Source organism: Sphingomonas larreae, assembly GCF_051400595.1.
In the GTDB taxonomy this organism is placed as follows: Bacteria; Pseudomonadota; Alphaproteobacteria; order Sphingomonadales; family Sphingomonadaceae; genus Sphingomonas.
Genome location: NZ_JBLFFI010000002.1, coordinates 82,931 through 102,315, shown reverse-complemented (window position 1 = coordinate 102,315; position 19,385 = coordinate 82,931). Strand labels below are relative to the sequence as shown.

The 19,385-nt window shown below is 68.1% G+C and carries 20 protein-coding genes; 8 read left to right on the top strand and 12 right to left on the bottom strand.

From position 1 onward, the window contains the following. Positions 1–113 precede the first annotated feature (113 nt). Positions 114–1,469: a dihydrolipoyl dehydrogenase gene (locus ACMGDM_RS08790; protein ID WP_436803757.1), complete on the top strand. Its 1,356-nt coding sequence runs from the start codon at positions 114–116 to the stop codon at positions 1,467–1,469. 72 nt (positions 1,470–1,541) lie between these two features. Here ACMGDM_RS08790 and ACMGDM_RS08785 read toward each other — a convergent pair whose 3' ends face one another. After that, positions 1,542–2,606: a spore photoproduct lyase family protein gene (locus ACMGDM_RS08785; protein WP_436803756.1), complete on the bottom strand. Its 1,065-nt coding sequence runs from the start codon at positions 2,604–2,606 to the stop codon at positions 1,542–1,544. Between ACMGDM_RS08785 and ACMGDM_RS08780 the strand changes: the two genes are divergently transcribed. Beyond that, positions 2,592–3,098, top strand: a complete 507-nt coding sequence (locus tag ACMGDM_RS08780) for a hypothetical protein (RefSeq protein WP_436803755.1) — start codon at positions 2,592–2,594, stop codon at positions 3,096–3,098. The genes ACMGDM_RS08785 and ACMGDM_RS08780 overlap by 15 nt on opposite strands. 92 nt (positions 3,099–3,190) lie before the next feature. Here the strand turns inward: ACMGDM_RS08780 and ACMGDM_RS08775 are convergent, their stop codons facing one another. From ACMGDM_RS08775 to ACMGDM_RS08760, 4 genes are all read right to left on the bottom strand, one after another. After that, positions 3,191–3,391, bottom strand: a complete 201-nt coding sequence (locus ACMGDM_RS08775; RefSeq protein ID WP_436803754.1) for a ComEA family DNA-binding protein — start codon at positions 3,389–3,391, stop codon at positions 3,191–3,193. Between the two features lie 45 nt (positions 3,392–3,436). Then, complete coding sequence (locus ACMGDM_RS08770; RefSeq protein ID WP_436803753.1) at positions 3,437–3,871, bottom strand: pyridoxamine 5'-phosphate oxidase family protein; 435 nt, start codon at positions 3,869–3,871, stop codon at positions 3,437–3,439. Between the two features lie 129 nt (positions 3,872–4,000). Beyond that, complete coding sequence (locus tag ACMGDM_RS08765; protein WP_436803752.1) at positions 4,001–5,032, bottom strand: ATP-dependent DNA ligase; 1,032 nt, start codon at positions 5,030–5,032, stop codon at positions 4,001–4,003. A 113-nt stretch (positions 5,033–5,145) separates the two neighbouring features. Continuing rightward, the gene (locus ACMGDM_RS08760; RefSeq protein ID WP_436803751.1) at positions 5,146–7,473 is read right to left on the bottom strand and encodes an FdhF/YdeP family oxidoreductase; all 2,328 of its coding nucleotides are present in this window, start codon (positions 7,471–7,473) and stop codon (positions 5,146–5,148) included. A 125-nt stretch (positions 7,474–7,598) separates the two neighbouring features. Here ACMGDM_RS08760 and ACMGDM_RS08755 point away from each other — a divergent pair, with 125 nt between their 5' ends. Further along, positions 7,599–7,910 carry a hypothetical protein gene (locus tag ACMGDM_RS08755; RefSeq protein ID WP_436803750.1) on the top strand — a complete coding sequence of 104 codons (312 nt, stop codon included), beginning with the start codon at positions 7,599–7,601 and terminating at the stop codon, positions 7,908–7,910. A gap of 30 nt (positions 7,911–7,940) precedes the next feature. Here the strand turns inward: ACMGDM_RS08755 and ACMGDM_RS08750 are convergent, their stop codons facing one another. Both ACMGDM_RS08750 and ACMGDM_RS08745 read right to left on the bottom strand, forming a co-directional pair. Beyond that, a complete protein-coding gene (locus tag ACMGDM_RS08750) occupies positions 7,941–8,630 on the bottom strand; it encodes a DUF2161 family putative PD-(D/E)XK-type phosphodiesterase (protein WP_436803749.1) in 690 nt (229 codons plus the stop codon). Continuing rightward, a complete protein-coding gene (locus ACMGDM_RS08745) occupies positions 8,627–10,054 on the bottom strand; it encodes a glycoside hydrolase 5 family protein (RefSeq protein ID WP_436803748.1) in 1,428 nt (475 codons plus the stop codon). Before ACMGDM_RS08745 ends, ACMGDM_RS08750 begins: the two co-directional genes overlap by 4 nt. A 215-nt stretch (positions 10,055–10,269) precedes the next feature. On the opposite strand from ACMGDM_RS08745, the gene ACMGDM_RS08740 reads away from it, so the two are divergent. Continuing rightward, on the top strand, positions 10,270–10,608 hold the full coding sequence (locus ACMGDM_RS08740; RefSeq protein ID WP_436803747.1) for a hypothetical protein: 339 nt from the start codon (positions 10,270–10,272) through the stop codon (positions 10,606–10,608). Between the two features lie 45 nt (positions 10,609–10,653). Here the strand turns inward: ACMGDM_RS08740 and ACMGDM_RS08735 are convergent, their stop codons facing one another. Further along, complete coding sequence (locus tag ACMGDM_RS08735; protein ID WP_436803746.1) at positions 10,654–11,064, bottom strand: DUF3597 domain-containing protein; 411 nt, start codon at positions 11,062–11,064, stop codon at positions 10,654–10,656. 137 nt (positions 11,065–11,201) lie between these two features. Here ACMGDM_RS08735 and ACMGDM_RS08730 point away from each other — a divergent pair, with 137 nt between their 5' ends. Further along, positions 11,202–11,777 (top strand): DUF4142 domain-containing protein, encoded by a 576-nt coding sequence (locus ACMGDM_RS08730; protein ID WP_436803745.1) that lies wholly within the window; start codon positions 11,202–11,204, stop codon positions 11,775–11,777. 103 nt (positions 11,778–11,880) lie between these two features. On the opposite strand, the gene ACMGDM_RS08725 is transcribed toward ACMGDM_RS08730, so the two are convergent. Next, a complete protein-coding gene (locus ACMGDM_RS08725; RefSeq protein WP_436804251.1) occupies positions 11,881–12,633 on the bottom strand; it encodes an SDR family NAD(P)-dependent oxidoreductase in 753 nt (250 codons plus the stop codon). Between the two features lie 112 nt (positions 12,634–12,745). Here ACMGDM_RS08725 and ACMGDM_RS08720 point away from each other — a divergent pair, with 112 nt between their 5' ends. After that, the gene (locus tag ACMGDM_RS08720; RefSeq protein ID WP_436803744.1) at positions 12,746–13,669 is read left to right on the top strand and encodes a LysR substrate-binding domain-containing protein; all 924 of its coding nucleotides are present in this window, start codon (positions 12,746–12,748) and stop codon (positions 13,667–13,669) included. Positions 13,670–13,701: 32 nt separating this feature from the next. On the opposite strand, the gene ACMGDM_RS08715 is transcribed toward ACMGDM_RS08720, so the two are convergent. After that, positions 13,702–13,905 carry a hypothetical protein gene (locus ACMGDM_RS08715; RefSeq protein ID WP_436803743.1) on the bottom strand — a complete coding sequence of 68 codons (204 nt, stop codon included), beginning with the start codon at positions 13,903–13,905 and terminating at the stop codon, positions 13,702–13,704. Further along, the gene (locus ACMGDM_RS08710; protein WP_436803742.1) at positions 13,898–14,866 is read right to left on the bottom strand and encodes an alpha/beta hydrolase; all 969 of its coding nucleotides are present in this window, start codon (positions 14,864–14,866) and stop codon (positions 13,898–13,900) included. The genes ACMGDM_RS08715 and ACMGDM_RS08710 overlap by 8 nt, the downstream gene beginning before the upstream one ends. Positions 14,867–15,528: 662 nt before the next feature. On the opposite strand from ACMGDM_RS08710, the gene ACMGDM_RS08705 reads away from it, so the two are divergent. After that, positions 15,529–15,870, top strand: a complete 342-nt coding sequence (locus ACMGDM_RS08705) for a hypothetical protein (protein ID WP_436803741.1) — start codon at positions 15,529–15,531, stop codon at positions 15,868–15,870. A gap of 46 nt (positions 15,871–15,916) precedes the next feature. On the opposite strand, the gene ACMGDM_RS08700 is transcribed toward ACMGDM_RS08705, so the two are convergent. Then, positions 15,917–17,155: an acyltransferase family protein gene (locus ACMGDM_RS08700; RefSeq protein ID WP_436803740.1), complete on the bottom strand. Its 1,239-nt coding sequence runs from the start codon at positions 17,153–17,155 to the stop codon at positions 15,917–15,919. 435 nt (positions 17,156–17,590) lie between these two features. On the opposite strand from ACMGDM_RS08700, the gene ACMGDM_RS08695 reads away from it, so the two are divergent. Beyond that, positions 17,591–19,360 (top strand): sensor histidine kinase, encoded by a 1,770-nt coding sequence (locus tag ACMGDM_RS08695; RefSeq protein WP_436804250.1) that lies wholly within the window; start codon positions 17,591–17,593, stop codon positions 19,358–19,360. Positions 19,361–19,385: the final 25 nt, after the last annotated feature.

The window sequence follows — 19,385 nt, the reverse complement described above, 5'->3', positions numbered from 1 at the left end:
GCTCGCCGGCGCATCACCGCCACTAACCTATGTGCAACGAACGACGGGGCAACACGTTCGGCACGGCAGCGTGGCGATCCGATGCACGCCTTCCAGCTGGCGGAGGATAGCCGATGACCGAGCGCGACTGTGACGTACTGATCCTGGGAGCGGGCACGGCGGGGCTGAAGGCGTACAAGGCCGCGGTCGCGCGCGGCGCCGAGACGATGATCGTGGAACGGGGACCGGGCGGCTCGACCTGCACGCGCGTCGGCTGCATGCCGTCCAAGCTGCTGCTCGCTGCCGCGCGCACTGCGCATCAGGCGCGCGGCGCGGCCGAGTTCGGCGTGGACGTCGGTGCGGTGACGATCGACGGCCAGCGCTTGTGGCGGCGCGTGCGTGCGGAGCGCGATCGCTTCGTCGACGCGGTGTTGGCAGACTATCACGCGATCCCGGACGATCACAGGCTACACGGGACAGCGCGCTTCTGCGCGCCCGATGCGGTCTTGGTGGACGGGCAGCGGGTCACCGCGCGACGCGGGATCGTCATCGCCACGGGCGGCCACCCGATCGTCCCGGACGTGCTCGAGCCGGTAGCGGATCTGGTGCATACGCACGAGACGATCTTCGAGCTTGGCGATCTGCCGCGCGCGCTCGCCGTGCTCGGCGCCGGGCCGCTGGGGCTGGAGCTCGGGCAGGCGTTCGCGCGGCTCGGCGTCGCGGTTACCGTACTCGACGAGGGCGAACAGGTCGGCGGCCTGCACGATCCGGCGGTCAGCGATGCGGCACGCGACGCGCTCGGGCGGGAGATGACGATCGCGCTCGGTGTCTCCCTCACCGCGGCGCCCACCGAGGACGGACGCGCGCGGCTCGACTGGGCGGACGGAAGCGTCACGGTCGACCTGATCCTGGCGGCGACCGGTTGCCCGCCCAACCTCGCCGGCCTCGCGCTCGAGACGACCGGGCTCGCGCTCGACGACCACGGCACACCGCTGTTTGACCAGCACTCGCGCCGCTGCGGCACCAGCGCGATCTTCCTCGCCGGTGATGCGACGGCGTGGCGACCGGTGCTGCACGAGGCCGCGCGCGGCGGCCGCATCGCCGGCGACGTCGCGGCCGGGGGCGAGTCGCCGCGCGTGCTGCCGCCGCTGGCGATCGCCTTCACCGAGCCCAACCTGGTGACGGTCGGCTGCGGCTTCGGCGCGCTGCCCGAGGACGCGCAAACCGGCACGGCGGCGGTCAAGGACAACGGTCGCGCCACGATCGACGGCGAGGATCAGGGCCTGGTCCGACTTTATGGCGATGCTGCCGGCCGGCTGATCGGCGCCGAGATCGCGGCGCCCGGCGGCGAGCACCTCGGCCATCTCGTCGCGCTCGCAATCGACCACGACACCGACGTCGCCACCTTCGCGGACCAGCCCTGGTACCATCCGACGGTGGAGGAACTGCTCCAGGCTGCGGGGCGCGACCTGCTCGGCATCGAAGAGTGAGCGCGGTGCGACGCCGCGCCGGTCGGACGCCTGCGCGCGTACGCCGCCGCGATCATGCACACCCGCCTGCGCTCAGAACGCGTAGCGGACCTCGCAATAAGGCAGCGCCTCACGCAACCATCCGATGAAGCGATCCAGCCACTGGCGCTTCCAGCCCGCCCTGTAGCGCAGGTTGCGCATGCCCGACTGGCTCCACTTGGGCTCCTGCAGGTCGGGGCGCCATAGCCACTCCTCGGCGCGCGGGTGCCAGCGCAGGTTCAGATCGTGCAGCCCCTCGTTGTGCGTCAGAAAGATGATCTCGCATTTGAGCTGCGCGCGCGCGGCGGGCGAGAGCGCCGCGTCCAGTTCGGCGAACAGCGCCTTCCAGTCCGCCTCCCAACCCTCATGGACGATCACGGGCGAAAAGTTGACGTGAACCTCATACCCCGCGGCGACGAAATCGTTGATCGCGGCGATGCGCTCGCGCATCGGCGACGTCCGCACATCGACCACTTTGGCGATCGTTTCGGGCATCAGGCTGAAACGGACGCGCGTGCGCCCTTGCGGGTCATAATCGAGCAGATCGCGGTTGACGAACTTCGTCGCGAACGACCCCTTGGCGTTCGGCAGCGCGCGGAACGCAGCGACGAGATCGCGTACGTTGTCGGACAGCGCCGCGTCGATCGACAGGTCACCGTTCTCGCCCAGGTCGTAGACCCAATCGACCGGGTCGATGCTGTTCGGCTCGGTCTTGCGCCCGAGCTTGGCCGCATGGCGCGCGATCGCGCGCGTTACCGCGTCGATATTGACGAAGACGCTGATCGGATTGGCATAGCCTTTCCTCCGTCCGACATAACAATAAGCGCAGGCCATGGCGCAGCCATTGGAGGAGGAGGGCGCGATGAAGTCGGCCGACCGGCCGTTGGGGCGCATCGCCAGGCCCTTCTTGACGCCGAGCACCAGGATCTCGCGCTTCACCCGCAACCAATCGTCGGCGAGCGCCGGATCGGACAGGTCGGGGATCTTCCAGTGGCTCGCCACCTCGATCAGCTCGGCACCGGGAAAGCGCGCCAGCACCTCGCGCCCGCGTGGGAACGTGCGGACCTCGGGCTCCAGGTAGATCCGACGCAGATCGATGAGCGTGTGGGGCAGCGGCATGGGCTCGATATGGTGTCGGCGCGCGGCATCACCACGTTCGGTCGCGGAACACGCGCGTGCGCGGGGCGTCGTCGCGACATGGCAGCCGACGCCGTATCATCCCGTGACCGGCCGCAGCGCGCCGCACCAACCCGCAGCGACGTGCCCCTGGTCACTCCGGACGGTCGCTACATCGTCGTCCGCGGCCGGCTATGGCGGCGCGCCAACCCAAACCTGAGCGAGGCGCGCCGTACCGAACTGGTCGCGGACCTGATGAGCGCGCGCCGAGCAGTCGGCGCGGCGTTGCGCGACGGCGACGATGCGGCGCTCGTTGCCGCGCGGGCGCGGGTACATGAAGCCAAGGTCGGCCTCGGCGAGCGCGGCGCGGTCTGGTGGCGCGACGGTGCCCCCGACCAGAACCGGCGCATGGTCCGCAACACCGCTTATGCCGAATGGTTCGCCGCGAGTGCCGGGATGGGCGACGATGTCGCGGCGCCCGGCCGGGAAACGTAGCGCCGGCCTGGCCGTCGGGAGCAAGGACGCGGTACAATGCGACCGACGATCGCAGACGGGCGCCGTCGTCCCGCTCCGGTCACCGCGCTGCGTTAAGCGGCTCCGGTCGTCAGCGCCGCGCTTGCCCCATCCGCCTTACCGGCCAGACCCGGAACTTCGTCGAGCTGGCGAAGGTCTGTGAAGCCGCCGCGTTCCTCGCGATAGCGGACGATGTCGAAACCATGTCCACGCAACCCCGGCAGACCGTCGAGCTCGTCCGCGGTGGCGACGTTAACGTTGACGAGATCACTCATGACGCGCGCTCTCTATTCGCTGATTGCACGATCGCGGCGACGCGCTCACGCGCGCAGCTCGCCCTCGTCGCCACCATCCCTATATCGGATCCGATCCGCCACGACCTTGATCATGACCACACCCGGCGTGTCGATGCCCTGCGGGAAGTAGCGGTCGAGATCCTTGGTCCAATGCGCCTCGAATTGTGCCTTGTCGTCGATCAGAGCGGCCTTGCCCTCGACCGCGACGAACAGCGGCGGCCCGCCGAGCATGCCGGCGGCGCCGGTGTAGCTCAGCCCGACCTGGGGCTGAGCGGAGATGTCGCTGACCTTGCGCGAGTCACGATAGGCGAAGAAGAAGCTGTCGCCGTCATATTCGACGTCGCCGTTGTTGCTCATCGGCCGCGCGGTGATCGTGCCGTCGTCGTCACGCGTCGCCAGCACGGCGAAATCCAGCTTGGCCATCTTCTTGGACAGCTCATGCGGTGTCAGTTCCGCCACGATGGCCTCCTCGTCGCGCTCGCCAAGACGAGCGATTCAACTTCGAACCCTTCGAACGAGCGTTGACCAATCTGGTTCAATGATCGCGGTTGCTCGTACCGGTGAGCGCCACACCGTGCCACTGGCGTGTCAGCTCGCCCCGGCCAAGTCGTTCATCGTGGCGAGCTCGGCCGGGCGCAACTCGTGGATGAGCTGGTCCATGCGGCACTGGCTCGGGCTCTTGTCGGGGCGCCAGCGCAATAGCCGCGTGCCATGGCGGAAGCGCGCGCCGGTGACCTGATCGTAGCTGACTTCCACCACCAGCTCGCTTCTGAGCGGGGTCCATTCGCTTTCTCGCCCGTCGTTCCACCGGCTCGGACCGCCGGGCGCCTTGCCAGTGAAGCCAGGCGGCTCGATCAGCGACTCTAACCGGCCAAGTACCTCACTTCGCTCGGCTGCGGCGATGCCCGAGGTAAAGCCCACGTGATCCAGCCGGCCGGCATCGTCGTACAACCCCAGCAGAAGCGAGGCCACGCCTCCGCCGTCCTTGCTGCGGCGGAAGCCGCCCACGACGCAGTCGGCGGAGCGATGCTGCTTCACCTTCAACATCGCGCGCTGGCCGGGCTGATAGGGCGAGTCCAGCCGCTTGGCGACGACACCGTCGAGCGCGCCGCCGGCACGCGCCAGCCAGCCCTCGGCGACCGCGATGTCGTCCGTCCGATCGGACAGCAGCATGGAGGGTCCGCCATAAGCGCGGTGAAACGCTTCCAGGCGTGGCCGGCGCGCGGCCAGCGGTGCCTCCAGCAAGTCCGTGCCCGCGACCCTCAGGCAGTCGAACAGCATGATCTGCGCGGGCGTCGCGCGCGACAGCCGGTCGATGCGGCTCGCCGCAGGATGAAGCCGGGCCTGCAGTGCGTCGAACGAGAGCACGTCGCCGATCGGCAGGATCAGCTCGCCGTCGAGCGTGAAGTCGCGGCAATCCACCGCCCGGAACATCGCCACGATCTCAGGAAAGTAGCGGCTCAACGGCTTGCCCGACTTGGACATGAGCTCGACGGTGTCGTCGCTCCGAAAGACGAGCGCACGAAAGCCGTCCCATTTGGGCTCGTACTGCCAGCCGCCGTCGGCCGGCAGCTCCGCCACCAACTTCGCCTCCATCGGGAGCAGATCAGGTGCCGTCATCTCGATCTTCCGCTCGGCCGCCACGCCGGCCGCTGGTGACCAACGGCCGAGACATCGGGCTGTTCAAGGCGTCCGATCGCGTGCGGCTGCATGACGTGGCGCGGGCAATTGGTTCACCCGGTGGCATATTCCATTTGCGGCTCCAGCACCGCGTCACCGTCGCTGTGGATCGTCACCGGGATCGACTTGGCCGCCGGGGTCTTGCTGCCCACCGCATGATGCCACACCGGCATCAGCACGTTGCACTCGGGATAATAGCCGCCAATGCAGCCGATCGGAATGTCATAGGCGACCACGATCAGTCCGGAGAGATGGCGATCGACGCCGTCGTCCGCGACCGTGCGCAGCGTCACCGCCTGGCCGACCTTGAGCCCGAGCCGGTCGATATCCGACCGGTTCATCAGCACCACCGCGCGGATGCCGTTGATGCCGCGAAAGCGATCGTCATAGCCATACACCGTGGTGTTGAACTGATCGTTCGATCGCAGCGTCATCAGCCTGAGCACGTCATGGCCGACCGCTGGCATGTCGAGATCCTCGTCGAGCGCCTCGGGTGTGACGAACTGTGCGCGGCCGCTTTCGGTGTGCCACTCGCGTCGCTTGGCGGGCAGGTCGCGCTGGAAGCCGCCCGGCTCCCACATCCGGGTCTCATAATCGTGGAAGTTGTCGGGCAGCGTGGTCGCGATCTCCCTCCGGATCTCGGCATAGTCGGTCATGTAATCGTCCCAGCGAACGCGCACGTTGGTCGGGAGCACCTGCTTGGCGAGCTCGCAAAGCAGGCGGATCTCGCTGATCAGGTGCGGCGACGCGGGCGCGCGCAGACCGCGGTTGCCGTGGACGCAGCCCGACGTGTCCTCCATCGACAGCACCTGCTGCCCCGCGGCGGTCTCGTCCTTCTCCAGCCGCCCGATCACGGGAAGGATGTAGCTCACCTCGCCCGGCAGCAGCGCGCTGCGGTTGAGCTTGGTCAGCACATTGACGGTCAGCCGCAGCGTACGCCATGCCGGCTCCATCTGGCCGTGGTCGGGGATTGCGCGGACGAAATTGCCGCCGAGCATGAAGAACGCCTTCACCTCGCCCTTCAGGATCGCCTCGCACGCCTCAACCGTGTTGTAGCCCGGCTCCTTGGGTGCGACGAAATCGAACTGCTCGCCGAGACGATCGAGCGGGAACAGCTCGGGCTTTTCGGTGACCCCCATGGTGCGCTGGCCCTGGACGTTGGAATGGCCGCGCACCGGGCAGATGCCGGCGCCGCGCCGGCCGATGTTGCCGCGCATCAGCAGCAGGTTGACCAGCATCTGCACGGTCTCGACCCCGGCGCGATGCTGCGTCAGCCCCATGCCGTAGATGCCGATCGTCGGCCCCGCCGCGGCATAGACGCGCGCGGTGGCCTCCATATCGGCGCGGTGCAGCCCGGAGCGGCGCTCGAGCTCGTCCCAGTCCTGCGCGCGCAGCCAGTCGGCGTAGCGATCGAAACCCGTGGTGTGCTCGGCGATGAATGCGAGGTCGAGCACCGGCGCACCGCCGCTGGCGATCGCCTTGTCATGCGCGCTCAGCACCGCCTTGCCGATGCCGGCCAGCGCGGCGAGGTCGCCGCCATTCTTCACCTGATGATATTGCGAGCTGATCCGCGTCTCCTTGCCCGTCAGCATCTCGGTCGGCGACTGCGGGTTGAGGAAGCGCTCCAGCCCGCGCTCGCGCAACGGATTGTAGGTGATGATCGGCACGCCGCGCTGGCTCGCCTCCTGCAGCGGGTGGAGCATGCGCGGCGAGTTGCTGCCCGGGTTCTGGCCGAAAAACATGATGCATTCGGCCTCGGCGAAGTCGCCGAGGTCGACCGTGCCGACGCCCTGACCGATGCTGACCGGCAGCGCCACCGAGGTGGTCTCGTGGCACATGTTCGAACTGTCGGGCAGGTTGTTGTTGCCGTACAGCCGGGCGAACAATTGATAGAGATAGCTCGCCTCGTTGGAGAGCCGGCCCGAGCTGTAGAAGACGGTGCCTTTCCGCTTGTCGTCCACGGCGCGGAGCTCGCGCGCGATCTCCTCGATGGCATGGCCCCACGAAACGGGCACATATTTGTCCGTCGCGGCATTGTAGCGCAGCGGATGGGTCAGGCGCCCGGGCTGTTCGAGATGGTAGTCGTCCCAGCCAAGCAGCTCGGTGATCGTATGCTCGGCGAAGAAGGCGGGGGTGCAGCGGTGCGCGGTTAGCTCCCAGGCGACCGCCTTGACGCCGTTCTCGCAGAACTCGAACGGCAGCGGCGTGGCGGGCTTTACCCAGGCGCAGCTGTTGCACTGATAACCATCGACCTTGTTGTGGCGCGACAGTGCGATGCCCGCGCTGCCGACCACGCCTTCGCGCCGCAGGATGTTGCCAACCGATCGTGCCGATCCCCAGCCGCCGGAGGGAAGACGATAGGGTTTGAACGTGGGCTTCACGGGGCACCTCCGGTGGCGGCGACGGGTGGCAGGGGGCAACATTCGCCGCGGCCTCACGTTGACACCGCATCACCCCGCCGCGTCGACCACCTCGATTAAGACGCGGTTGATAGAGGAGATTTCTGATGACGGTCGATCGCGACTACATGCTCCGCAAGCGCGGCGGGCCGTCCGCGCCCAAATTTTTCCTCGACACCCAGGTCGTGCCGCGGCTGGTGGACGCGGCTGGCGGCGCCGAGGTGGCGCTCGACCGTGCCGCGCGGGCATCGGGGGTGCGGCCGAGCCTGCTGCTCGCCGGTGCGGCCGGCGCACTGTCGCTCGCCGCCGTGCGCGCGCTTCGCGGCGCGCTGGAGACGCGGCGGGCGGAGCGCCTGCGCAACGAGGACGCGGTAGCGGTCGACCGCAGCGGTATCGAGGCGGAGATGCGCGCCGGATAAGCGTGCGGAGGACGCGCTTGCCGCGGGCGGTCACGCGCTCTCCGCGTCACGTTCCACCACGACCTTTTGTCCGCGCTCCGTCAACTGATAATGGCCGGGACGCACGCGCTCGAACCAGCCATAGACGTTGCGCGACAGGATCGTGCCGGCGTCCTCCGCCAGGTGTCGCAGGTCACGCGGCCGCGCCGTTCCGTCACGCATCGCCGCCGCGCACGCGATCGCGCGCTGGCGATAAGCGGTCATGATCGGCTGGCGCGTCGAGCCGCCAGTGCTCGGATCGCCGCGTCGCGAGCGATGCTCGCGCAGCAGGCGACGCCGCAGCGGCAGGTTCGGACGCGGACGATAGGGGGACGGCTCGCAGAGCACCGCGACGGCCCCGAGACGAAGGTCGACGGCGAGCAAGCCGACGCCAAGCAGACGGCACAAACGTGTGACCCGCGGATCCTGATCGCGCCCGCGGCGCGACGCGGCGACGGCGAGATACACGCTGTCGGCGCCGCGAAGCCGGTCGACCGCCTGGAGCACCAGTTCGAGCGTGAAGGAGAGCTTGAGCTCGGCGATCACCAGCAGCGGCGGCTCGCCCTCGCATAGCCCCACCACATCACAACCGCAGACCTCGCCCTTCACCGCGAAACCCTGCGCCTCGAGAAAGGCTTTGACGGGCGCATAAAGCGCCGTCTCCCGCCACTCGCCCGCGCGCGGCTCGTCGGGCGCGGTCACGCGGCGGCGCGCACGACGACGGCCAGATCGCGGCGGATCGCGCCGACCGGTACGACGAGCGCACCACCGGCGCTCTCGGCGACCGCGCGCGAGAGGACCACGCCCGCGCGCGTGTCGAAGGTGGCGACAGTGTACGCGCCGTCCGCCAGGCCGGGCACATGGAGGAAGGTGGCGACCGCGTCGTCGCGCCCGCTCAGGGTGCCGTCGCCCGCGGTCGCGTCGGTGCGCACGAGCCATGCGAGCGCCTGCCGCGTGTCGCCGCAGCCGACTGCGGCGACGCCGCAATCGTCGCAGCGCAGGTCCGGCGTGAGGTTGCGACGGCGGAAGCTGCACCAGTCGACCAGCGGCAGAAAGTCCGCCAGTGCGCGCTGAGCGTCGCGCATGCCGGGGGTGAGGACGTGCGGGTGGCGGTTGGGCCAGCGCATGCCGCCCCCTGCCCCACCGCTGGCAAGATGCGCCCATTGGATGTGACGAAAATATTCGTCGTCAAACGCGCTGGGCAGCGTTCGCCGGCGATCCTTGAAACTGTGGATCGGACCATGCTCCGAATCGAACACCGGTCGCGACGACCCGGCCGCGAGCACGGCGGCGCGCATCAGCCGCGCCGCGGCGAGCGCGGGCGCGACGGTGTCACGCGGATCGTCGATCGTGCCGTGTTCGTAGAGGTGCGTGTTGGCGAAATCGAGCGTCGGGTGGCGGAAGATCGGGTCAGCCAGTTCGGGATGGCGGATCAGTTCGGGACCGAAGATCGAGACGGTCTGGAGATTGGCATAGCCGTGACGCGCGCGCTCGCGGGCCCGCAGCCATGTCGATAGATCGTCGATGAAGGGCGTGATCGTCGCAGCATCATTGCCGCCATGCGCCGGGTGGATCTCGTTCCACAGGTCCCAGGCGAATAAGGCCGGGCGCGCGCCCCAGCGATCGCTCGCGAACGCCAGGCGATGCTTGATCGCACGCCGCGTGTCGGGACAGGTCAGCCAGGTGTCGCGGCTGGCGCACGGACCACCGTTCGCGCTGGCATAAGGATGCCGGTGCCAGCGTATCCACATGAAGAAGGTATCATAAGGCGTGAGCAGCACGCGCAGGCCGACGCGCTCGAGCAGGTCGAACAGGTCGTCCCACAGCTTCACCATGTTCGCCGCGAAACGGCCGGCCGGTCGCTCGAAATAGCGGTGCTCGCCGTGGCAATATTCCAGCATGAGCCGGATGCAGGTTACCCCGTGCGCGCGCAGGTCGAGCAGATGCCGCTCCACCGCTGCCAGGTCGCGACGACGGAACAAGGGAGCAAGGTCGGGCCAGGTGATCGCGTCGTTGTGCCCGATCGGGGTCCAGGGGAGCCCGTCTTCCGTCACGAAGTACGGACCGTCAGGCGAGACGCGAATACGAGCCGCCGCCGGGGCGAGCGAACCTACCTGGACATGCACCGGCGCCACCTAGTCGGCAGAGCGAGGCAAGGCTATGGCGAAACGATCGCCACTGCGGTGGATCAATGAATTGCACTTCGCGATCGACAGCGTGCTGTCGCTCTGCGAGCACAAGGCGCTGCACGTCGGGTCGAGCGCTCATGCCGGGCCGCCGAACCGTGCGCGTGGGCAACCGGGCCGCTGCCTGGAAGGTTGAGCCGCCGAGGAGACGAGCGATGCCCCACCCCAGCCATGTGGTCCGATGTGCCGGTCCTGACGCGCCACACGCGCTCGACCTCGTCCCGCTCCAGCCGCGCAACGGTGCGCTCGATGCGCGCTGCCCGGTCTGTCACGGCCATGGTCAGTGGAACGTCGAGATTGATCTGGTCAGTTTTCGCTGCCAACGCGCGATCTGTCCGCATTGCCTTGGTGCCGGCTGGGTGGAAACCGGCGACGACCCGATCGGACATCCCGACATCGTCATGAGCCCAGAGGGTTATCCCAAGTGGGTCGTGGACTACGAGCCGACTGACGCGCACCCGGACGCCGCGCCCGGCCCGCTCGCGACGGAATAGCGCCGCCGGTCCTGCCGCGCGACCCGCGCGGCAGGACGCGATCGGTCAGCCGCGCAGGCTGTCCGGCACGACGCCGCCATTCTCCGCCAGCTTGGCCATCACGGCCTTGTGCAGCGCGATATTCTGCTCCGCGCTGCCGTCCTCCGCGGCGTGGACGCCCAGTTCGTTGGCAAGCTCCTTGCGGGCGGTCAGGCTCGAGTCGAGGTCGAGCAGTTTGAGCAGGTCGACGATCGACGACTGGTAATTGCCACCGCCGCCCTTGAGCGATGCCATCTCCGACAGCACCGCACCAACGTCGACGCTTTGCGCCGGAGCCGGGGCGGGCGCCGCCGCGGCGGGCGGCGTGGGGGTGGCGGGCGCCGGCGCCACGCTCGCACCGGGCTGCGCCGGCGGGGTGGCCGGCGTGGCCGCCTTGTGATGGAAGATCTTGCCCATGATGTTGCCGAAGATGCTCATGCTGGATCGCTCCTGGAACGTAAGACACGGCGCTGCCGCGCGCACCCATAACGACGATCGCGCTCGATCGGGCTCGTCGCCGGAACGTTGCGCGCGCGAAGACGCTTAGGCCGGACTGGTTGGAGAGGTGTGACACCATGAGCCTTCGTTTGACGATCCTCGCTTCCGCCGCGGTGCTGGCGCTCGGCGCGTGCAGCCGCGGCAATGAGGCGACGCAGAACACTACCGCCAACGCCGGCGATCTCGGCACCACCGGGATGGTTACGCCAAGCCCGACCGCCACCGTCAGCGCCGGACAGAGTTTCGCCAATACCGCCGCGGCCAGCGATGCCTTCGAGATCGCGACATCGAAGCTGGCGCTCACGAACGCATCGTCGTCGGCGATCAAGAGCTATGCACAAAAGATGATCGACGCGCACACCGCCTCGACCGCCAAGCTCAAGACGGTTGCTGCCGGGCTCTCGCCCGCACTTCAGCCCGTTCCGGCGCTCAGCCCGGAGCAGCAGCAGCAGGTTGACCAGCTTCAGGCCGCGAAGGGCGCAGACTTCGACAAGGCCTATGCCGCCGCGCAGACCGCGGCGCACCAGCAGACGCTCGACGTGCTCAAGGCCTATGCCGCGACGGGCGACGTGCCCGAGCTCAAGACCTTTGCGCAGGGCCTGGTGCCGACCGTGACCGCGCACCTCAACATGGCCAAGGGTTTGAAGGCCTGAGCCAACGCCGCGCCGGCTCATCGTCGGCGCGGCGACCTCGTCCACTGCAGCCATCGTCGCTCACGCGGACAGGGATGGCGCGTCGCAGCGTCCGTATCGTGGCTCAGATCTGGGTCAGACCCCCGTCAACGAACAGTTCGATGCCGTTGACGAAGCTCGCCTCGGGCGAGGCCAGGAACAGCACGGCGTTGGCGACGTCTTCAGGTTGACCGACCCGCCCCGCAGGAATCTGACCAGCCAGGAAGGTCTTGATCCCTTCGGCCTGCTCGCCCCCGCCGAACACATCGTTGAGTCCGATTGTCTCGATCGGTCCCGGGCTCACCGCGTTCACCCGGATGCGACGATCTTTCAGATCGAGAATCCAGTTGCGTGCAAAATTGCGGACCGCCGCCTTGCTCGCCGCGTACACGCTGAACGCAGGCGTACCTGAGGCGCCGGCGTTCGAGCTGGTGAGAACCACCGACGCGCCGTCCCTTAGCAGCGGCAGCGCCTTCTGCACGGTGAAGAGCACGCCCTTCACATTGGTGTCGAACGTCCGCTGGTAATGCTCTTCGGTGATGGCGCCGAGCGGCAGCATCTCGCCACCGCCCGCATTGGCGAACAGGACGTCGATCTGGTTGTGCTGCTGCTGCACGGCGTCATAGAGGCGGTCGATGTCGTGCAGATCGGCCATGTCGCCGCGCACGCCGGTCACGCGGCCGCCGATCTGCTTTACCGCGGCGTCCAGCACATCCTGACGCCGTCCCGTGACGAACACCGCCGCGCCCTCCGCGGCGAACGCCTTGGCGGTGGCGAGGCCGATACCGCTGGTCCCGCCCGTCACGATCACCACCTTGTCCTCAAACCGGGCCGTCATTGTCTGTCTCCTGTGGCTCTGCGGCGGAGCGCCGCTGCCCCCGCTAAATGCCGGCGCTGCGCTGTTGCTTGTAGCCGAGGATTTCGGCACGCAGCGTTCCAATGGAGGAACGATGCGCCACACCGATCTGAACGACCTCGCCTATTTCGCCGAGGTGGTGAGCCACGGCGGGTTCGCCGCCGCGGGGCGGGCACTGCGCGAGCCCAAGTCGAAGCTCAGTCGGCGCGTCGCCGGGCTGGAGGGGCGGCTCGGCCTGCGCCTGATCGAACGTTCCAGCCGGCGTTTCCGCGTGACCGACACCGGACAGGCCTTCTACGAGCGTTGCCGCGCGATGCTGATCGAGGCCGAGCGCGCGGAGGCGCTCATCCTGGAGGCGCAAGCGGAGCCGCACGGCCGAATCCGCTTCAGCTGTCCGACCGGGATGATCGGGCCGGTGTCGGCGCCAGTCGCTTCGTTCCTCTCCCGCTTTCCCAGGGTGCGGCTTCAGCTCGTCGCCACCGACCGCGCGGTTGATCTCATCGAGGAGCGCATCGACGTGGCGCTACGGGTACGCACCCGTCTCGACACGGACGCCGAGCTGACGGTTCGGACGCTCGGTCAGTCGACGCGGATTTTGGTCGCCAGTCCGCAGCTCGCGAGCCAGATCGGCGCATTGGATCAGCTCGCGGCCGTGCCGATCCTGTCCACCAACGACGAGCACGATCTGGTCGAGTGGAACCTGGAGACGCGGGACGGGCGCAAGCAGACGGTTCGGGTCGAGCCGCGCCTGGGCTGCGCCGACATGGAGCAGTTGCTCAGCGCGGCCGTTGCCGGCCTGGGCATCGCGCTTCTGCCGGATCGCGTCTGCCGTCCGCTGCTGGACGCCGGGCGATTGGCGCGTGTGCTGCCGGCGTGGCACGGCCAGATCGGGATCGTGCACCTCGTCTTCACGACCCGGCGGGGCCTGCCGCCGGCAGTCCGCGCCCTGATTGACCATCTCGCCCGATCCTTCCCGCCCGCGATCGCGGCAGGGACGGCCCCACCATCGCAATCGTAGTTCGTGCTCGCCATTGCGGCCCCCCGGCGACGTCAGCGCAAGTCGAACGGCGTGCCGATGGCGACCCGCTGGCGCGGCACCGCGAACGCCGGCGCCAGTTCGGCTGAGCTTCTACAATCCGGTGTCGGCGGCAGGTGCCGCGCAGTGTCGTCGCCTGCTGACGGCATGACCGGAAGCGCCGCCCGACTGTCACCGCACCCGGCGTCAGGGCTCAATTGCAGCAAGCCGTCACCCAAGCCCGTGCGCCTGCGCCCAGCTGACGAACATGTCCTTCCAGCGCCGCGCGGGCTCTCCCGCGGGCCCGGGCAGGCCAAGACCGTGCTGACCGGCGGCAAACAGGTGCGTCTCGACGCTCACGCCTGCCGCCTTGAGCGCCGCCCGCATCTCGATCGTGTTCTCGGCCGAGACAATTGTGTCGTCCTCGGCATGCGCCATGAAGATGGGCGGCGTGGCCGCGGTGACGTTATGTGACGGGCTGTGCGCGCGCTGAATCATCGGCGACGGATCGGCACCGAGCAGCAAGTCGCGCGATCCCTGATGCGCGAGCGGCTGGCTCATCGACTGGACCGCGTAGATCGGTGCCGCGATCACGGGCCTTGCGCTCAGGCGGTCAGCGGCATCGACCGGCCGGTAGACGGCCGCGTCATATCGCGTGGCGAGATCGCCGCAGACATGGCCGCCGGCGGAGAAGCCGAGCGCGCCCACCTTGTCGGGGTCGACGCCATATTGCGCCGCGCGCGAGCGGATCAGCCGCAAGGCGCGCTGCGCGTCGGCGAGCGGCACATCCGCCCGGTCGGCCCAGCCCTCCCCGGGCAGGCGATAGTAGAGCACAAACACGGTCCAGCCGCGCTCGCTGAGCCATGGCCCGATCTGATAGCCTTCGGCGTCGATGACGATCACGGAATAGCCCCCGCCCGGCGTCACCAACAACGCCGCCCCGTTCGGCCGGGCGGGCCGAAACACCTTCATGCGCGGACGGGCGATGCCTTTGACCATCCGGCCGTGACGCTGTGCGGTGCCGTTTTCGATCACCTGCTCGACCGGCAAGACAGCAGGCGCGCCGGGCGGCGTACCGGGCCACAGCTCGATCTCCTCGGCCGGAGAGGTCGGCCACGAGCCGGGCGTGGCCGCGCGGGCGGGCGATGGCAAGGCAGCGGTGGCGATGCTCGCCAACAACGCTTCGCGGCGGCTCAACATGCGCGTTCGTCGCTCCTCTTGCCCTGAGTGGCCGTCTCGGGACCGATGCGTATATGGCAGCGCTCCGCGTCCACTTATACGCGATACCGTCACGGTCGTTAAACGGTCCAGCGACCTGCATCGTTCGCGCGATCGAACCCTTCTGGCTCCCTCCCGCGTCTGAGCATTACGTTCGCCTGGCCGGGACATGCGGCCTGCCTTCCTATGCAGAGGAGGAGTACGCTTGCAATCCGTGCATGCGTGATTGCCGAGATAGATTATTGCGCGAACGCGCAACAATGGCCATCTCTCGTCCTGCCGGCAACTCCGGCTTCGGAGACTATCGATGCGTATGTTCGAGACCGCCGCCAGCACCGCGCTGGCGATTGCGGCGCAAGCGCTGGTGGTCGGTGTGGTGCTTACTACCCTCTGATCATCGGCTCACCGCTCCCCTTCGCGGGGGAGCGGCGCAGCCGTTGTCCGTCAGCCGAACATATCGGCCGGCAGCATCATTCTGGGCACGCACCGCTCTTCGGCGACGATGCTCCTGGCGAAACTCAGGGGCTGACACACGCCTCTCTTGTCAGCCGCGTATGCTGTAGCAATCCTGGCCGTCACATGTGTAGTGGCGCTTAGCGTGCCGCCGGTTGGCGGAACTACTGTCAGGGATCCGATAACAACGCATGGCCCGTAAATATTCGAAACGTGGCCCGCTGGACGAGCCGCAGCAGGACGAAGCGGAAGGTTCGGCAACGGTCGCACCCTGCTGGCTGTGTGGCCGCGTGCTTGGCACCACTATTGTCTGGCATCATCCCGTGCCCAAAAGCCGCGGAGGTCGTGACGTCGTGCCGATGCATCCGATCTGCCAGCAGACGTTGGTCGCGCATTTCTCCAATTCCGAGCTGCAGCGGCATGGCATGAACGTCGACGGGCTGCTCGCCGACCCCACCGTCCGCAAGTTCGTGGACTGGGTTGCCAAAAAAGACCCCGATTTCCACGCCGCTCCGTCCAAGAAACAGCGCTGATCAAGGCCCGGAGCGCACCCCTCGCGGTCGAAAACGCCACCCCTTCTTAGCGTGTATGCGTGATCACGCTCGGCGCGGCCGCGGGCTCTCCCGCCCGCGCGTGGCGCGCGACGTGATCGCGCAGACGTCGACCTAACCACCGTCGGACCGGCTCGTCGTAGAGCTTAAGGCTGACATAAGCGACCACCACCGCGGCGATGACGAGCGCAACGCCCATGGGCGCGCCGACGCGCGCAGGTACCTTCTGATCGACCACCCAGGCGGTGTAGAGGTAGATCAGCGGGTAATGCGTGATGTAGAGCGGGAATGACAGGTCTCCGAAGAAGCGCGCCACGCGCACGCCCTTCCCCGTCGCGGCCTTGTCGCCGGCGCCGATCGCGACGACCAGCGGGAAGAGCAGCAGCACGCATGCGGCGTCGTACAGGCCGTTGCTCCAATGGTGCGGCGTGTCGCCCATGCGTGGCAGCGCCAGCGCGACGATCAGCAGCGCGGCGCTGATCGCGAAGGCGTGCCGGCTATGCAGCCGCCAGCCCGAGCGCATCAGCAGCATGCCGGCGATAAAGGGATAACACAGCCGCGCCAGGCCGATATGCACGCCCGCGGCGTCGAGCGACCAGCCGCCGATGAGATCACGCCGCTCGCCGAGCAGCGCGACCTCGAGCAGCAGCGCCGCCGCGAGCACCGCGAGCACGGTCAGCGCGCGCGTCGACAGCCGCCGCAGCACCAGCGCATAAGCGACGTTCGCGACATATTCGTAGAACAGCGACCAGGCCGGGCCGTTGATCGGGTGGATCTCGTCCCAACCGCGAATGTCGAGCTGTTTGGGGAGCGGTAGCAGCGTGCAGCCGAGCATCATCACCAGCAGCATCTGCCACACCGGGGGGACCGCGATCTTCGGGAACAGTCCTCCTGCCTGAAGATAGAAGAGCGCCGCGCCGAACAGGCTTCCCAGCACCACCATAGGCTGGAGTCGTATCAGTCGGCGCAGGTAGAACTCGCCCCGCTCCATCTCGCCCCAGCGGTCGTCATAGGCGTAGGCGATGACGAAGCCCGACAGCAGGAAGAAGAAATCGACCGCGAGATAGCCGTGATTGATGATCTGGCGCGTCGGATCGCCCCCGGCATAGGCCTCAAATGTGTGGAACATGACCACCATCAGCGCTGCGATGCCGCGTAGGCCGTCGAGCACGACATAATGACTCTTGCCCGGCGCGGTCGCGTCGGTCGACGTCGCTGCGGCGGCCGACACAGCGGCGGGCGTCGCGGGTGTGGACGCATGGCTCACGGCTGTCGTGCCAGCGCGACGGCCCCCGCCAACGGTATCCCGGCGCCGCGCGCCTTCGCGTCGGTCAGGCGCCTGTTCGTCCAGTGCGATCGCGCGATCGGCGCGGGTGACGAGAATTTGCCTGCCGGCAGCGATCGCCCGTACGAACTCATGGTGCGCATTGGCGCCCTCCACGATGAAGCGCCGGCCAGGGACACGAGGTAGGTGTCCTTCGTTTACGTTGGATCGGCGATCCGAGCAGCACTCGGCACCGGTGATCGGATGCGGATAGTCTCACGTCTGTGGAGGAGGCAACAGCTGGCCGGGCGAGCGATTTCAAGGTCCACGACCAAGTCGACAGCGACGTCGCGGCCGAACGCGGCCGAGTCGGCCTCCCGGCTTCATGTTCTCGCAGCGTGTAGCGCAGCCGTCTCGCTCGTCATCGGCATTATCGTGATGCTCGGCTGGGCGTTGAATGCTTCGGCGCTCACCCAGTTCTTTATCGGTCGCAGCGCGATGCAGCCCGTGACCGCGGCGTGCGCCATCCTGTCTGGCGCGGGCATCCTCGGCGCTGCGGCGCGGAAAAACGGCGTGGCGCTGACGGCCGCCCTGTCGGTCGCGGTGATCGCAATCCAGTCGCTCATTCAGCATGTTCTTGGGGTCGACCTCGGCACCGATCGACTTCTGTTTCCACGCGCGACCGCCGCCCAGCCAGCGTATTACGCCTTCCCGGGCAGGATGGCGGAGCCGACCGCGACGTCGTTTCTCCTCATCGCGGTCGCGATCCTGCTCGCATGCCGTCCGGGGCGTCGCTCAAGCGTCATTCTCACCGCCTGCGTGACCGCGGTGCTCATGCTGGTGACCGTCGCGCTGTTGAGCCATCTCTTCGCGGTCGCGCCGCTTACCGGCATCCTGGGCTTCACCCAGGTCGCTGTGCCGACCGCCGCGGCGCTGGGCGCGAGCGCGATCGGGGTGCTGGCGATCCGTCCAACAGGCGGATGGCTCGGCCTGCTCGTCGGAGAAAGCGTGGCGGCCACTGCCGCGCGCTGGTTGATATCGGTGGTGACGATCGTGCCGGCAGGCGTCGCCTGGTTCGCACTCCGCGGATCGGAGGCCGGCCTGTTTCCGGTCGACTTCCGATTGGCCCTCACGACCGCTCTCACCATTATCCTGCTGGTGGCGCTCGCGCTCTGGGGCACGAGGCAGCTCGACAAGCTGGTGACGGTACGCCGGGTCACCGAGAGCTTGCGAGAGAGCGAGGCGACGCTGCGCGCTTTCTTCGAGACGGAGGGACTCCTTGCCTCAATCGTCGAGGTGCGTGGCGACGACGCACGCTACCTCACCGCCAACCGCGCGCTCTCGCGGTTGTACGGACGTGAGGACATCAGCGGGCTCAGCGTACGCGAGGTCCAACCACCCGAGGCGGCGACGGCTTTTCTCCAGCGGCTGAGGATGGCGCAGGTGAGCGGCGCACCGACCAGCCTCGAGCGATCGATCGATTACGCCAGCGGCGTGCGGTGGTTCACCATCACCATCAGCCCGATTGCGGGCAGTCCGGTCGATGCTCCTCGCTTCGCCACGGCGGCGCTCGACATCACCGAGCGGAAGCGCGCGGAGGCACAGCAACAATTGCTGCTGCTCGAGCTCAACCACCGGGTGAAGAACACGCTCGCGGTGGTCCAAAGCCTGGCGCAGCAGACGTTCCGCGGTGACCAGGCGTCGCCCGCGGCGCGCCGCGCCTTTGACGCACGGCTCGCCGCGGTAGCCGCCGCGCATCATCAACTCGTGCGCCAGGATTGGCGCGCCGCGTCGATTGCCGTGCTCGTCGCGAACGTGGTAGGTCCTGGCTGCGGCACCAGCCTGGACCGCTTCGACAAGGCTGGCCCCGAGGTCATGCTGCCGCCGCGCACCGCCGTCTCGCTCGCGCTCGCGCTGCACGAGCTGTGCACCAATGCCGTGAAATACGGCGCACTGTCGAACGACACCGGCCGGGTCGAGGTGAAATGGTCAATCGTCGGCGACACGCCGGAGCGACTGCAATTGATCTGGCAGGAAAGCGGCGGGCCGCCGGTCAGCCCGCCCGCGACCCGAGGCTTCGGTTCTCGCCTCATCGAGCGGGCGCTCGCCGCCGAACTCGAGGCGCCGGTGGAGCTGAGCTTTCCGCCGAACGGCGTCCGCTGCGTCATCGAGACGATCTTCGCGGACGTCCCCACCGACGAGGCTTGAACGTCCGCCATTGATGTCGCGGTTG